We start from the raw sequence: 14962 nt of genomic DNA, 5'->3' as shown, positions 1-14962 counted from the left end.
ATGATCGCCATCGACCTCGGACACCGTTTCGGGCGCATCGGACGGATCGGTCCCGACGGCCGGCCGGACGTGACCGCGACCGAGCTGGAGGGAACGGACGGCGTCCTCGACCCGGGCCGGGCACTGCCCCAGCTGTTCGGGCCCGCACCGGACGGATCGGCGGCCGCGGCGGCCGAGCCGGACCGGACGGTCGTCCTGGGTGTGCCCGCGTCCGGTGGGCGGGAGGACGAGCTGCGGCGCGCGGCGGAGAGCGCCGGTCTCGACGTCGAGCGTGTCGTACCGGCCCCGGTGGCCGTCGCCCTGCACTACGGGGCGGTCGCCGAGGGCGTGGACCACACGGTCCTGGTCTGTGACCAGGGGGCGAGGACGCTGGACCTGAGCGTCCTGGCCATCGCCCCCGACCTCACCGTGCACGTGGTGCGGACACACAGCCTGCCGATCGGCGGGGACGACTGGGACGCCGCGATCGCCGCCGAACTCGCCGGCCGGGTGCCGGACGGGGTGGACCCGCGCCGGGCTGCCGGGCTCCTACGGCTGTCGCTCGGCACATCGGACTCCGTCACCGAGTCCGTGAGCGATGCCGAGGGAGGCCGGCACGCCCTGACCCTGGACCGGGCCACCTTCGAGCGGGCGGTGGCGCCGCTGCGGGAGCGCGCGCTCGCCGCTGTGACGGAGCAACTGTCCACCGCCGAACCGGCGGTGGGAGCCGTGCTGCTCGCCGGTGGTCTGTGCGCCATGCCGGGCCGCCGGGCCGAGATCGAGGGGATGCCGGCCGCACAGGGTCTGACGGTGCGCTGCCGGTTCCCCGAACTCGCCGTCATCCGCGGCCTGCTGGAGCTGCGCGACTTCGGAGTCCTGCGCGTCATCACCGGCCCTGCTCCGAGGCAGGTCCGCGCCGATGCCGGATACGGCGGGGCCGACGCCGGATACGGCGGCGCGGCGGGCGGACACCCCCGTGCGGACGTGGGTGACGTCCGCACGGACCCCCTTCCCCCCGACTCCGTCACGGACCCGGACCCGGACCCCCGTACCGGGCACGCGCCGGAGGACCCCGACCCCGAAACGCGGCCGGACGACACCCCGACCGCGACCGACGCCCGGCACCAGGACGCGGCAGCGGACCCGGGCAAGGCCGCCCCGCACACGGAAGCCCCGCACACCGGGGGCGGGCCCACCACGGTCCCCGGCCCCCGGCGGACACCGGAGCCGCCGCCGCCCTCGACCCCCGAGGCCGGACCGGCCCCCGGACGGGCCCCCGGACGGGCCTCCGGACGGGCCTCCGAACCAGCTTCCGAAGAACCCGCCCCCGAGCCACCGGAACAGTCCGCCCCGGCCTCGGACGACACCGCCGCCCCGCGCCCGTCGCAGCCCTCCGCCGATCCGCAGGCACGCTTCGCCGTACCCGTCGGGGAGCTCCAGGCGATCCGGCGCGGGGGCCATCTCCTGGTCCTGTGGGCCTGGCCCGACGGCGCGCTCACCGCGCGGGTCCGCTGGCGGCGGGAGGGCGGCTCCGCGGGGCAGGGGCCCGACGACGGGGACGTCGTGTGCCGCCGCCGGGTGTACGAACACGACGGCGGGTTCGACCTGGCCGTCGGCCGAGGGGCGGTCACCGTCACCGTGGAGGCCCTGGTCGCGGACCTCGGCAGGGACTGCGAGGGGGCGTCGTCCCTGCTCGTTCCCACCGAGCCGCCCGTGGTCGAGTACGAGCCGACCGTACGCAGGCGCCTCAGAGGCCGGACGGCATCCGTCACCTTCACCTCCCGGACCGCCTGTGACCTGCCCGGTCTCCATCTGGTGCACAGCCTCGGCCGGTTCCGCCCCACCAGCACGGCCGAGGGCACGGTGCTGCACGAGGTACCCGCGCAACGACTCTCCGCCGGCACCCCTCTGACCGTGGAATTCCCGCTGCCCCCCACCCGGGGCCCGTCGTGGCTGGTCTGCTTCCCCGCGGACGCGAACGCGGGCACCGACTCCGGCATCGACATCCGCCCGACGGCGCTGCACAGACTGCGAGTGACCTGATGACCAGACGCCTCACCTGCCCCTACTGCTACGAGAACTTCGCCCCGCGCGAGATCCGGTTCCGCTGCAACAGCCGCCTGAGCAGGACCGGTAAGCAGTGCCAGAACCGCCGCGACGAGGTGCTCGACCAGCGGATGGGCCCGCGACGCAGCCACGACCTCGGCCCGGACTTCGCCGCGGACGGCCGCAAACCCACGGCCGTCTGCCCGGACTGCGACGGCTCGACCACCTACCGGATCTGCCCGGTGTGCCACTCCGGGCTGCCCGTCCAGTTCGGCATGGTGGACAACCGCCTGATCGCCATGGTCGGCGCGAAGGCGACCGGAAAGACCGTCTACATGACGGTGCTCCTGCACGAGATGCGCAACCGGGTGGGCGAGGCGTTCGGGGCCGCCCTGACAGGCCTGGACGACGCCACGATGCGGCGCTACAGCTCCGACTACGAGGACCGTCTCTACCGCGACAACCAGATGTTCCCCGGCACCCAGACCGCCTCCACCAGCCTCAACCGGGTCGACCCGCTGGTCTTCCGCTTCGGTCTGCGCCGGCGCACCCTGCTCGGCGACCGCCCGCAGCACTCCGTCCTGTCGTTCTTCGACACCGCAGGTGAGGACTTCAGCTCCCGCGAGAGCGTGGAGCTCAACACGCGCTACCTGACCGGAGCCGACGGCATCGTCCTCCTGCTCGACCCGCTGCAGATGCCCGGCGCCCGGGACGGGGCACTGCCGGGCACACCGCTGCCCGGCGCCGAGGGACTGGATTCCCCCATCAACGTGCTCTCACGGGTCACCAACCTGCTGCTCGCACCCCGCAGCGGCCGGTCCGCGCAGAAGATCGACACGCCGATCGCCGTCGTCTTCTCGAAGATGGACGCCTTCTGGCACCTGCTGGAGCCCAGCAGCCCGCTGCGTGACTACGCGCCCGCGCGCGGCCGCTTCGACGTGAGCGACAGCCTCAGCGTCCACGAGGAGGTGCGCCGGCTCCTGAAGGACTGGGACGGCGTGCCGATCGATCACCTGCTGGACAACCACTACTCCCGCTACCGGTACTTCGGCGTCTCCTCCCTCGGCCGCAACCCCACGTCCGACGCCCGGGTCGCCCCCACCGGCATCCAGCCCTACCGGGTTGCCGATCCGCTGCTGTGGCTGCTCAGCGAGTTCGGTTCGGTGCCGAAGGCCGGCCGCGGATGACACACTTCCAGCAGCTGTACTACACCTCGTGCGAGCACGGGCTCAGCGGGTTCTCCGGATTCCAGTTCAACGCCGTCAGCGCGGGTGTCAGCGCCGAGACCCGGCAGGCCGCGGAGGCGCTGGCCGGGTACGAGCCGCCGCGCTCGATGGCGGAGTCCGACACCCCGGAGCTGCTGGAGCGCTGCCCGGTCAACCTCTGCCACCAGCCCAACGACCGGGCGGGACACAGCGCCACCACGCTGTGCGTGCGGTACGTGGGCCGGGACTCGGCCCGCCGCTTCGGCAACTACTTCGCCCACGCCCTGCACAGCGAGAACTTCCGGGCGGACGCGGGCGGGATGCTCGGGATCGAGCTGTGGAACTCCCCGGTCTGGACCCGCACGGTGTCCCCGAGCACGGAGATCCCCGCGCTCGCGCGACCTCCGCGCGGCCCGCTCGACGCCCGGACGGTGCGCGACTTCCTGCGCGGCCATGCCCACGCGGACCAGCTGCCCAATCTGCTGGCCGCCGTGTTCGCCGCGCTGATCGAACACGGCTCGGTGGTGGTGATCGACCACTCGACCGAGCGGATCGCGCGCTGGTTCGCCGCCGTGTCCTACCTGCTGCCGCCCCCGCTCGCCCGCCGCCTCTCCTTCGCCACCTACGTCTTCCGTCCGGCCCGCAGCAGACTGCACCTGATCGGCACGGTGCCCGAGGCGCAGCTCGACTTCGGGCCGGACGACGAGGCCGCCTACACCGTGTTCGACTTCTCCCGGGGCGTCTTCCCCGAAGTCACCGTCCCGGGCCTGGTGCTCCTCCTCACCCGGATCGGGGTCGGCTCCGTCCGGCCCGTCTGGTCGTGGACGGCGGACTACGTCCGGGGCGCCGAGGAGACCCCGGACGACTGGTACGCCCCCGTCGCCGCGGCGGCGGCCTCGGGAGACATCGCGCTCACCACGGCCGACGTACGCCAGGTGATCGACTGGCTGGCCGACGCCGACCACCTGGGACCGCGCCGGGCGGCCGTCGCCGCGGACATCCACCGCAAGCACCGGGACCTGGACGACGGACGGCTGGCGGCGCTCAGCGCCGCCGCGAAGGCCGGTGGTGACTCCGAGGTCCACCAGGAGATCGAGGGGAAACTGCACGGGGCTCGCATGCGCTCCTTCATGACCGGTGCCGAGGACGCCGTCGAACCCGTACCGATCTCCGACCGTGCCGTGCGCGAACGGGCCACCGCACTGTGGGAACGACTGCTGGAGACCGAGGTGCGGAACAACCGCCAGCGGGCGCGGCTCCTGCTCTGGGCGCTCGGGGCAGGACTTCCGACGGCACCGGAGACCTTCGCGCGCGAGACGCTGACCCTGACCCGCACCCTGCTCGGAGCGTCCACCGCACCCGGATTCCGCCAGGAGGTGGCCGAACTCGTCCGCGTACTGCCCGAGATGAGGGAAGCCCTGGCCGTCGCGGTGGAGGAGGCGCTGGAGCGACCTGGTGGACAGGAACAGCTCTTCTCGCAGTTCCCCGCCGAACTCCTCGACGAGCGGGACCTGGGAGGCCGCCCCACGCTCCTGGAGCACCACCTGCGTGCCAGGGCCGAACGGGAACCCCAGAGCACCGTCGCCATCCTGTTCAAGATCCTCAAGGTCCGCGAGAACCCCTCGCCCGACGAGGACCTGCTGCATGCCCTGTGGCGGCACCCCTCGCGGATCTGGACCCACAAAGAGGCCACCCTGATCGCCGAGGGGCTGCCTGCCAAGGCCCCCGTGGACGGGGCGGTCGGCCAGTGGTTCGACCGCGCACTGAACCAGCCGATCAGGGACGACGCCCAGCTCTCGGCCTGTCTGCACCTGTGCCGCGTGCTGTCCCACCGTGGCCGATTCGCCTGGTTGCCGTCGCTCACCCAGGACCGCGTCCTGACCACGATCGACCTGGACACCGCGCTCCGCGAAGCCCGTGAGGCCACGGAACTGGTCAAGGCGTTCTCGGTCCCGGGAGCCGGCCTGCACGCGGCGCCGCAGGCACTCAAGCGGTACCGCCTGGTGCCCGTGGTGCTGAGCCTGCCCGCGGACATCGGCCGGCTCCCCGACCTGATGGTGAAGGCGGGCCACTCCACCCTGGACCAGTACCTCTCGGCGGTGCGCAACGTGGTGACGGGAGGCGAGAGTTTCGACGACGCGCTGATCGATCACGTGGCAGCCGTCGCCGCGATGTCCACACTCGGACTCTCGCAGGCCCACCGGGAGTCCGTCTTCGAGGTCCGTCGCCATTCCGCCCACCACTGGCGGCTCGCCGACGTGAAACGGCTGGCGAGCAGGCTACGGCCCCACGACGCCGCGCTCGCAGAGGAGTACGACGCGAAGGTCGAGGACCGGACGAGCGGTGCGCGGAAGCTGGCCCGGAAGCTCCCGTTCCTCGGAACCCGCGCCCCGTCCGCCCGCGACGACGGGACACCGAAGACCTCCCAGCAGCCGAAGAACTCCCAGAAGAAGAAGGGGGAGTGACACCCCGTGGCCGAGATCATCGCCTACGTCCTCATACCCATCCTCTACCTCGGCGCGCTCTGGGTGTACCTGGGCATCGCCCCGTTCATCGCGGCCCTGCGGGGTCTCGCACTGGTGATGCAACTGCTCGCCGGACACGGACGGCTCCTGATCGGCGTCCTGCACCGGCGCACGCCCGAATTCCGGACGCTGCCGCCCTACCTTCCGCAGGACGAGGAAGTGAAGGCATACCGCAACTACTTCTTCGGCCCGGCGTTCCGGGATCTGCGCCAACTCCTCACGCTGGAACGGCGGTCGTACGTGAGGGTGGTCGGTGACTCCTTCCGGACGGTGACCTCGCGGCAGTTCGCCGCCCCGGTACGGAGCCGGGCCATCACCGTGCCGTACGGCCTGACGCTGTACGCCGGCCTCGGCACGGGCGCCGCACTGGCCGTACCCCTGATCGGTCTGCTCCTGCTCCTGCACGCGCTCGTCGTGGTGCTGCTGATGGGCGGTGCCCGGTTCGTCGCGGGCACCCTGCGGGCCGTCGACCGGACCGTGCTGTGGATGAAACGGCTGCGCACCGGGATGCTGTGCCCGCACTGCTTCGAACGCGTCCCCTACCCGGCGTACGACTGCCCCCGCCCGGTCTGCCGGCGACGGCACGCGGACATCCGGCCGGGGACGTACGGCATCTTCCGGCGCCGCTGCGAGTGCGGGGAGCGCATGCCGACGCTGCTCATGCTGATGAGCAGGGACGCACGGCTCCAGGCGTACTGCGTCTATCCGCCCTGCAGGAAGCCGATGAACGCGGACGCCGGCCACATGCCGGAGGTGGTGCTCCCGCTGATCGGCGGACAGGCGGCGGGCAAGACGCAGCTGATGGCGGCCATGCTGCTGTCGATGGAGAACGCGGCGGCGCGCGGCGGGCCGTCGATCACCCTCGCCGACGCGGACTCCGAGGCCAACTACCAGGTGCTCCGGGAGGTCCTGCGGATGCGGGGACACACCCGCGCCACCCAGAAGGCACTGCCCCGGGCGCACTCCTTCGTCCTCGGAAGCGGTCGTTCCGAGCGGCTGGTCCACCTCTTCGACACGGCCGGCGAGCGATTCGTCGACCGCGACGAGACCGACGCACTGCGCTACGCCCAGGCAGCGCACACCTTCGTCTTCGTCCTGGACCCGATGGCCGTCAAGGATTTCTGGACCACTCTGGAACCGTCGCCCGGCGCCGTGCCGGACCGCACCCTCGCCTCCACCGTCGACCCGGAGGAGGTCTTCGGCCGGTCGGTCCACGCGGTGGCCGCGATGGGCGCCCCGCTGAAGCGCTCGCGCCTGGCGGTCGCCATCAGCAAGACGGATCTGCTCGCCGAGCACGGGCTGGTGCCCGATCGCCTCGACGACAGCGACGACGCCCGTGCCTGGCTCCGTGAAGGGCTCGGCCTGTCCAGCTTCGTACAGGCGATGGAACTGGAATTCCAGGAGGTCCGCTTCTTCTGCACGGCCGCGGTGGCGGACGAGGACGCCCAGGTGGACGGCAGCATCACGCGGTTCGTCGACTGGTGCCTGCAGAGCTGACCGGACACCGTGCGCAGGACCCACGGGCCGAGCACCGCGTCCACCGGGGCGACACCCCGGTGGACGCGGTGGAACGTGTCGGAGCGGGTGGCAGGTCAGGGCTGGAAGGGCATCGTCCAGCAGTTGGAGGTGGCCGGTTTGCCGGCGAGGCGGTCCGTCAGCCACGAGACGGCGTCGCCCTGGTCGGTGACGAGGGGCACGAGGTGGTTGGTGAGTATCTTGTCGCCGAGGTTCGGCAGCTTGATGGCGTCGTACGTGACGTTCGCGCCCTTGTCGCACCAGTCGGCGGCCAACTGACGGGCCTGCGCGTGGGGGACGATGTCGTCCTGGACGCCGGTGGCCAGGCGCACCGGGCCGGCGGGCTTGAGCGCGCCGATGCGCTGCTTGTCCAGGGCGGCCTTCGCGCGGGGCTCGGCGGCGATGATCTCGCCGATGGACTTGCCGCTGGTGGTCCACTTGTTGCTCTTCGTGAAGCCGTAGCCGAACAGCGCGTCACCGACACACATGGTCGACGCGTCCTTCAGCGCGGCCTTCCCCGAGGCGCTGATGTTGGCCTCCACGACCGCCCGCAGGTCGGGGTCTGCCTGGGCGAAGCCACTGATCGACCAGGCCAGCGCACCGGCGAGCGCGCTGCCGTCTATTCCCTTCATGACGGAGGTCAGGTCCGCAGGCGGCGCGCCGGAGTAGGTTCCGGAAAGGGGGACGTCGGGCGCGTAGGAGGGCTGGAGTTCGGCGGCGGAGGCGCTGGCGCCGCCGCCCTGGCTGTAGCCGTAGAGACCCGTACGGGAAGCGGCGGTGACCGATGCGCCGGGCACGGCGCGGGCGGCGCGGGCCGCGTCCAGCAGGGCGTGTCCCTGGTCGAGGCGGTTGACGTAGGTGTGCAGCCGGTCGGTGGCGCCGAGGCCGACGTAGTCGGTGACGACGACCGCCGCTCCGGTGGCCAGGATGCGGTAGATCGCCAGGGCCTCGTAGCCCACCGACACGGTGTCGCCGTTGAGGGTGAGCGGGTGCTGCAGCGCGAACGAGGGCGCGCACTGGTCACCCTGGCCCATGGTGCCGGAGGCCAGCGCCACCAGAGGACGCGGTCCCGTGCCCTTCCACGCGGCGGAGGGCTCGATGTAGGCACCGGTGACGGCGACGGGCTGTCCGGCCGAGTCGGTGGACCTGTACATCAGTCGGGTCGCGGTGCCCGGCATCGGCCGGCCGTTCAGACCGGGAATGCTCAGCCCGAGCGGCAACGGCTCGGTCCGGATCAACGCGCCGTTGGCGGACGGCAGTTCGGACGGCGGGTTGTAGAACGTGGGGATGGTGACCCCACGGGAGACGACGGGCTCCGTACCGGCCGCGGAGGCCGGTACGGCGGACAGGCCCACGCAGACGGTGCCGGCGACGACGCCGGCCAGCAGACGCAGCCCGGTCGGTGCGCTGCGGCGGCCGGCCTGTGCGGCCCAAGGTGCGGCGGATCGGTCCGCGACGGCGGAGGCGGGACGGGTACTCCTGCGGCTCATGGTGTGCTCCTCGTTCGTCGATCAGCTGGTTCTGTCGATGTCGTGCGCGGTGACGGCGTCCGGCGCCCGTTCGGCGGACGCCGCGTCGGCCCTGTACGCGCAGCCGTACGGAGTGGGCACGAGCGGCTCCTTGACGAGGGTGGGAACGCCGTCCGGTCGGTGTGGGTCGGCCGATCTGCCCGGACGTGCTTCGCAGTTGGCGGCACCGAACCGATCGTGCCGACAGGTGCATGCCAAGAATGTGCCGGCAGCGATGGGGTTACTCGCCGGTACTTACGGCAGAGTAAGTCTGTGTGTCACTCAGTGACAAGATGTCTGCATGTGCCATTTCCGGCTCGCTCGCTATGCTGCGACGACCGGAGACAGAGGGCGGTGGGGCGAGGGTGTGCGAAGCGCCATCCGCGGAGCGGGGACGGACGATGCGAGCGGATGACGGGCCGTCGCTCGCCCAGCGACGCAGAGAGGCTCTCCGCTTCGACATCGCACGCGAAGCCGTCCGCCTCTTCGCCGCGCAGGGCGTCACCTGCACGACGGGTGAGCAGATCGCCCAGGCCGTGGGCATCTCCGCCCGCACACTGTGGCGCCACTTCCCCACCAAGGAGAGCTGCGTCCTGCCGCTTCTCGCGGCGGGGCTCGACTTCGCCATGGACCAACTGCGCCACTGGCCACCGGAGACGGGCCTGCTGGACTTCTTCACGGAATCCTGCCGGGGCGGCGGGCTGCATCCCGCGGACCCCGCCATCCTCGACCTGATCCGCATGACCTCCACCGACCCGGCGCTGCGCGCCGTCTGGCTCCAGGCCCACGACGACGCCCTGCCCGTCCTCGCGGCGCTCCTCGCCCGGCGGTCCGGCGGCGACGCCGACGACCTGAGGGTGAAGGTGCACGCGGCGACCATCAACGGAGCCCTGCGCGCGGCGACGGAGGACTTCGCCCGGCGGTTCGCGGATGACCCCGGGGCGGCGGACAGCGAGATCGTCACCTGCATCCTCGCCGCCCTGCGAGCGGCGTCGGAGGGCTTGCCCTACTGACGGCCGCGGAGGCGGGACGCGCGCGGCCGGTGCGGTGATCCCCGCGGGGGAATCCGCACCGGCCGCGCGAACGGCATGAGCGCCGCCCGTCGAGGGACGGATCGTGCGCACCCGTCCGGACTCAGCTGCCGGCGTCGGCGTTGAGGAGATCGAGGGCGCTCTGCTGGCATCCGTAGTCGGTCGTGCCGCCGCCCCCGACCCAGTGCGGGCCGTACTGATCGAGCGCGTTGCGGTTGCGGTCGTAGGCGCTGTTCGCCCAGCGCTTGATCGTCGTGGCATAGGGATGGTCGGACAACTGACGGTTGAGCCTGCCGAGTCCTCGGGCGTAGGCGCCCTTGAACGACGGGCCGTCCCCGGTGCAGGTGTCGCCCTCGCCCGGTTCGCGGAGCACGCCGTCCGTCTGGAGCTTGACCGTGGAGGCATCGGCCAGTGAGCGGGCCGTCGACAGCAGGCCGGTGTCGCCCGTCGCCCGGTACAGCTCGGTCAGCCCGCCCAGGACGACGCCCTGGTTGTACGTCCAGGTCGGCTGGCCGTTGTTGGCGCAGGAGCCGTCGAGACCGTCGTTGATCATCCGGTCGCCGTTGATCATGCCGCTGTTCCGGAACCAGTCCCAGGTGCGCTTCGACCGGTCCAGATAGGTGGTGTCACCCGGAATGCGGTTGTGCAGGGCCGCGTTGAGCTGCAGGAAGAGCTCGTTGGTGATGGCGTTCTTGTAGTTCCCGCCGGTGTTCCAGCGGACACCGCCGCCGCACGTGCTGTTCCAGTTCGCGTTCATGTGGTCCGCGTCCGCCCTCGCGGTGTCCAGATAGCGGCCGTCGCCCGTCAGGTCGTACGCGTTGATCCAGGCCAGCCCCCACCATCCGGTGTCGTCGAGGTACTCGTTCCTGAACTGCCCCTGCTGCGCGCCGATGTTCTTCTCGTAGGTCTCGGCGATCGCGTACGTGTAGCTGCCCATCCCGCTGATCCGGATGTTGTCGGTGAGGGCGGTGAGCGAGTTGGCTGCGGTCCACCAGCCGTTGCCGCCGAAGAGTTTGCTGCCGCGGTCGAACGACATCATCAGGGCGGTGGCGGCCGCGGTGCTCCTGGTGCCGGCGTTCCAGGTGGTCCGGGCCCAGGACGTGCACGCGACGCCGCCGCCGGCCGGCTGTCCGCAGGCCCGCAGGGCACCGACGCCCCGGGTGTTCCAGTCGTCGACGTTGTACATCTGGGTACGCCAACCCCGGCTCCCGGACGGCACGGTGGTGTCGCCCAGGAGGCTGCCCGACGACCAGGTCCGACCGCCGTCCATGGACCGGTCCAGCCACACCCTGTCACCCGGTCCGCCGTTGTCGATGGACGCCCAGCCCATCGCGTCGGCGTCGTCGAAGTGCAGCGCGAGGGTCCGGGAGGAGGCCCCGGCGGTCACGGCCACCCGGTCCTCGGGGCTCAGCGACGGGTCCCGCGCGTCACAGTGCTTGTTGCACACGGCCGCGGGCGCCGCCGACGCGGTGGCAGGTGTCCAGCCGACGGCGAGGCTCGCGGATAACGTTGTCAGGGCTGCGAGAAGTGCGACGGACGCAGATCTGCCTGGCTTCATGGAGAGGGCTCCTGAATCCTGGACGGTGGGGGGACGCTCCGCAATGCGGGGGCGAGCGCTCTCAGAAGTTAGCCATGCGCGGTCGAGGCGTCAATGGGCCGGAACGGGGGGCGCGCCCCCCGTTCCGGAGGTGCGGTGGTCAGTGCCCCTTCACGCCGCTCAGCTCGTTGGGGGCCTCGGCGAGGGTCGTCGAAGCCACCTGCTTCCCGGTCCCGATGTCGATGGCGGGCAGCTTCCTGGCCGACGGGTCCGAGACGTACGCGGTGTGGTCACGGACGAACAGTGCCGGGCGGGGCTTCTGCCGGTCCAACGGCTCCTGCCGCGAACCGGGCGCCGGAATCCGCTTGGTCACCTTGCCCGTCCCGGGGTCGATGACATGGATCCTGCCGTCGGTCCCCAGGACGAGTGCCTCACCGTGCGGACCGGGGCGGCGAACGGAAGGTGTAGCTGGTCCCGATGTCGACGAGACGCATCGTGCCGGTCTCCGTGTCGATCAGCGAGACCTGCTCGGGGCGCTCCAGCTCGGCGTCCGGGTCCTTCTTGAAGCAAATCCGGCGACTGCCCCGTCGCGGCTGAGCGGCGTGCCGCGCCCATCCGTACGGGCAGGGCGACGGACCTTTCGTAGGTCTCGCCGGTCCGGGTCCTCCGGCACTCCCCGCGAGTGCCGGAGACTCTGGCTGCCGAACCTCTTGACATAGCTGATCAACTGCTCGTAACTTGCGTGCAACATAGTACTAACGCGCGTTACTAAAGCGCGTAACCGAGCATGGCCCGCCAGTGGCGGGACGCAGGGAGCAGGCAAAGTGGCCACGAGCAAGGCGCGTCGCGTGACGATGAGTGAGGTGGCCGTCCGGGCCGGCGTCTCGCGTACCACCGTCTCCTTCGTCCTCAACGGGCGCGCCGACGTCGCCATCCCCGAAGACACCCGGGCCCGGATCCGGGCCGCCATCGAGGAGCTCGGCTACCGGCCCAACGCCGGGGCCAGGGCGCTCGCCGCCAAGCGCAGCGAGTGGTACGGGCTGATCACCGAGATCGTCACCGCCCCGTTCGCCGTGGACGTGATCAAGGGCGCGCAGGACCGGGCCTGGGCGGACGGGAAGTTCCTGCTGATCACCGCGGGCGACAGCGACCCCGCCATGGAGGCCGCCGCCTTCGACAAGCTCCTGGAGCAGCGGGCGGAAGGGCTGCTGTACGCCACCACCTGGCACCGTGCGGTGAAGCTGCCGCCCGCCGCACGCGAGGTGCCGGTCGTCCTGGTGAACTGCTTCGACGCGGACGGCGCACTGCCCTCCGTCGTCCCCGACGAGGCGGCGGGCGGGCACACAGCCACCCGACGCCTGCTCGACGCGGGCCACCGGCGCATCGGGTTCATCAACCTGGACACCGGTATCCCGGCAGCGGTGGGTAGGCGCCGGGGCTACGAGCAGGCGCTGCGCGAAGCCGGCCTGGACGTCGACGACAGCCTGGTCGTGCCGGGCCATGCCACCGCCGACGGCGGATACGCCGCTGCCTGCTCACTGCTCGACCGCACCGACCGGCCGACCGCGCTGTTCTGCGGCAACGACCGGACCGCGATGGGCGCCTACGACGCCATCAAGGAACGTGGACTGCGGATCCCGGACGACATCGCCGTCATCGGATTCGACAACCAGGAGCTCATCGCCGCCTACCTGCGGCCCGGCCTCACCACGGTCGCCCTGCCGTTCGAACTCATGGGAGCCAGGGGCGTCGACATGCTCGGCGCTCTCACAGCGGGACAGCCGCTCACCACCACACAGGTGACGGTCGACTGCCCGCTGATCGAACGCTCGTCGGTCTGACTGCGAATCAGCCCGACGGGAATCCTCACCCGTCTTCGGTCAATGTGAAGAGAGAGAAGAGACATCATTATGGCACCGTCGATACGTGCCCGGCGCTTCCGGACGGCCGCACTGGTCGCCCCCGTCGTCACCGCGGCCCTGCTGCTCTCCGGCTGCAGCGGTACCGGAACCGCCGCGGCGGGGGACACCTCCGGCAAGCAGCTCCTCACGATCCCCCGTGAGGACTTCGCCACCTTCACCCGCAACTTCAACCCGTTCGCCCCCGGCCAGGTGATCGCACCGCTGACCACCCAGGCCGTCTACGAGGCGATGCTGGTCTACAACCCGGCCAACGGCAAGGCCACTCCGTGGCTGGCCACCTCCTGGGAGACCACGCCGGACGGGAAGACCGTCACCTTCACGCTGCGGGACGGCGTCAAGTGGTCCGACGGCAAGCCGCTGACCGCCGAGGACGTGGCGTACACCTTCGGCCTCCAGAAGAAGCTGCTCGGCGGTTACGAGTTCCTGAAGACGGCGAAGGCCGAGGGCACGAACAAGGTTGTCTTCTCCCTCACCAAGCCCTACTCGCCGGGCGTGTTCGAGCTCGGCAAGCAGGTCATCGTGCCCAAGCACGTGTGGGAGAAGGTCAAGGACCCGGCGAAGGACACCAACCCGAACCCGGTCGGTTCCGGCCCGTACACCAAGGTCGCCAACTTCCAGAGCCAGTCGTACGAGCTCCGCAGGAACCCCGAGTACTGGCAGCCGGAGAAGCAGCGGATCGAGGGCATCCGGGTCCTCGGCTTCTCCGGCAACGACAGCGCCAACCTGGCCTTCGTCAACGGTGAGGCGGACTGGACCCAGTCGTTCATCCCGGACATCAAGAAGAGCTTCGTCGCCAAGAACCCCCAGCACAACAAGTACTGGTACCCGAGGACCGGGTCCATGATCGACTGGACGATGAACACCACCAAGGCGCCGTTCGACGACGCCGCGGTGCGCAAGGCGCTCAGCCAGGCCGTCGACCGCGAGAGCGTCACCAAGGTCGGCATGAACGGCTACACCGCGCCCGCCGACTGCACGGGCCTGTCCGGTGGTTACGACAAGTGGCGTGACACCGCCGTAGCGGGCTCCTGCACCTGGACGAAGCACGACGCGGCCGCCGCCGGAAAGGCGCTGGACGCGGCGGGCTACAAGAAGGGCTCCGACGGCAAGCGCAAGCTCAAGAACGGCAAGCCGTTCGCCTTCGACATCTCCGTCGGCTCCGCCTCTTCCGACTGGCTGTCCGTCGCCAACATCATCAAGCAGAACCTCGCCGAGATCGGCGTCACCGCCACCGTGAAGTCCCCCGACTGGGCGGCGGTCGTCAGCAGTTACGAGACGGGCGAGTACGACACCGGCATCGTCTGGAGCGACAACGGCGCCACGCCCTACCAGTTCTACAAGACCACGATGGGCACCGAAACGGTCAAGCCCGTCGGCACCAGGGCGCTGAACAACTACCACCGCTTCGGCGACAAGCAGGCCGACACGCTGCTGAACGAGTTCGCCGCCGAGCCCGACGCCGCAGGGCAGCAGAGCAAGGCCACTGCCCTGCAGAAGCTGTTCGCAGAGAAGGCGCCCGTCGTGCCGCTCTTCCCCGGCCCGGAGTGGGGCGCGTACACCGACAGCCGGTTCACCGGCTGGCCCACGGAGGACAACCCGTACGCCACGCTCACCAACCGCGGAGACACCACCGTCCTCGTCCTGACGAGCCTGAAGCCCGTCAAGCACTGACACCCCGTCACTCCGGTGGCCCG

Annotated in this window: 9 protein-coding genes and 1 pseudogene; 7 read left to right on the top strand and 3 right to left on the bottom strand. The window is 71.0% G+C overall.

Translation table 11 applies throughout. From position 1 onward, the window contains the following. Genes OG524_RS02120 through OG524_RS02105 form a run of 4 tightly spaced genes read left to right on the top strand, consistent with a single transcriptional unit; the run spans nt 1 to nt 7252 of the window. On the top strand, nt 1-2022 hold the full coding sequence (locus OG524_RS02120; protein WP_405808775.1) for an Hsp70 family protein: 2022 nt from the start codon (nt 1-3) through the stop codon (nt 2020-2022). Beyond that, the gene (locus tag OG524_RS02115) at nt 2022-3212 is read left to right on the top strand and encodes a hypothetical protein (RefSeq protein WP_384493561.1); all 1191 of its coding nucleotides are present in this window, start codon (nt 2022-2024) and stop codon (nt 3210-3212) included. Before OG524_RS02120 ends, OG524_RS02115 begins: the two co-directional genes overlap by 1 nt. Beyond that, nucleotides 3209-5695 (top strand): GTPase-associated protein 1-related protein, encoded by a 2487-nt coding sequence (locus tag OG524_RS02110; RefSeq protein WP_405808773.1) that lies wholly within the window; start codon nt 3209-3211, stop codon nt 5693-5695. Before OG524_RS02115 ends, OG524_RS02110 begins: the two co-directional genes overlap by 4 nt. A gap of 6 nt (nt 5696-5701) precedes the next feature. Continuing rightward, nucleotides 5702-7252: a hypothetical protein gene (locus OG524_RS02105; protein ID WP_405392698.1), complete on the top strand. Its 1551-nt coding sequence runs from the start codon at nt 5702-5704 to the stop codon at nt 7250-7252. Nucleotides 7253-7347: 95 nt separating this feature from the next. On the opposite strand, the gene OG524_RS02100 is transcribed toward OG524_RS02105, so the two are convergent. After that, on the bottom strand, nt 7348-8760 hold the full coding sequence (locus tag OG524_RS02100) for a lipase family protein (RefSeq protein WP_405392699.1): 1413 nt from the start codon (nt 8758-8760) through the stop codon (nt 7348-7350). A gap of 419 nt (nt 8761-9179) precedes the next feature. Between OG524_RS02100 and OG524_RS02095 the strand changes: the two genes are divergently transcribed. Continuing rightward, the gene (locus OG524_RS02095; protein ID WP_405392700.1) at nt 9180-9791 is read left to right on the top strand and encodes a TetR/AcrR family transcriptional regulator; all 612 of its coding nucleotides are present in this window, start codon (nt 9180-9182) and stop codon (nt 9789-9791) included. Between the two features lie 121 nt (nt 9792-9912). On the opposite strand, the gene OG524_RS02090 is transcribed toward OG524_RS02095, so the two are convergent. Together OG524_RS02090 and OG524_RS02085 are read right to left on the bottom strand one after the other, a co-directional pair. Further along, entirely contained in the window at nt 9913-11367 is a 1455-nt protein-coding gene (locus tag OG524_RS02090; protein WP_405392701.1) for a glycoside hydrolase family 76 protein, read from the bottom strand. A 139-nt stretch (nt 11368-11506) separates the two neighbouring features. Continuing rightward, a pseudogene (locus OG524_RS02085) lies at nt 11507-11912 on the bottom strand (hypothetical protein); the annotation flags it as partial. A 288-nt stretch (nt 11913-12200) separates the two neighbouring features. On the opposite strand from OG524_RS02085, the gene OG524_RS02080 reads away from it, so the two are divergent. Together OG524_RS02080 and OG524_RS02075 are read left to right on the top strand one after the other, a co-directional pair. Next, nucleotides 12201-13187, top strand: coding sequence for a LacI family DNA-binding transcriptional regulator (locus tag OG524_RS02080; RefSeq protein WP_405812412.1), 987 nt, complete (start codon nt 12201-12203; stop codon nt 13185-13187). A 69-nt stretch (nt 13188-13256) separates the two neighbouring features. Then, complete coding sequence (locus OG524_RS02075) at nt 13257-14939, top strand: ABC transporter substrate-binding protein (RefSeq protein WP_405808770.1); 1683 nt, start codon at nt 13257-13259, stop codon at nt 14937-14939. Nucleotides 14940-14962 lie beyond the last annotated feature (23 nt).

Origin of the sequence: Streptomyces sp. NBC_01520, from assembly GCF_045040375.1 — a bacterium.
In the GTDB taxonomy this organism is placed as follows: domain Bacteria; phylum Actinomycetota; class Actinomycetes; order Streptomycetales; family Streptomycetaceae; genus Streptomyces.
The sequence above is the reverse complement of the archived record's forward strand: the minus strand, read 5'-3'. Positions and strand labels throughout refer to the sequence as shown.

Coding starts and splice junctions, on each gene's coding strand:
- OG524_RS02075 (WP_405808770.1), top strand. CDS start 13,257: ATGGCACCGTCGATACGTGCCCGGCGCTTCCGGACGGCCGCACTGGTC.
- OG524_RS02100 (WP_405392699.1), bottom strand. CDS start 8,760: ATGAGCCGCAGGAGTACCCGTCCCGCCTCCGCCGTCGCGGACCGATCC.
- OG524_RS02080 (WP_405812412.1), top strand. CDS start 12,201: ATGAGTGAGGTGGCCGTCCGGGCCGGCGTCTCGCGTACCACCGTCTCC.
- OG524_RS02110 (WP_405808773.1), top strand. CDS start 3,209: ATGACACACTTCCAGCAGCTGTACTACACCTCGTGCGAGCACGGGCTC.
- OG524_RS02095 (WP_405392700.1), top strand. CDS start 9,180: ATGCGAGCGGATGACGGGCCGTCGCTCGCCCAGCGACGCAGAGAGGCT.
- OG524_RS02090 (WP_405392701.1), bottom strand. CDS start 11,367: ATGAAGCCAGGCAGATCTGCGTCCGTCGCACTTCTCGCAGCCCTGACA.
- OG524_RS02120 (WP_405808775.1), top strand. CDS start 1: ATGATCGCCATCGACCTCGGACACCGTTTCGGGCGCATCGGACGGATC.
- OG524_RS02115 (WP_384493561.1), top strand. CDS start 2,022: ATGACCAGACGCCTCACCTGCCCCTACTGCTACGAGAACTTCGCCCCG.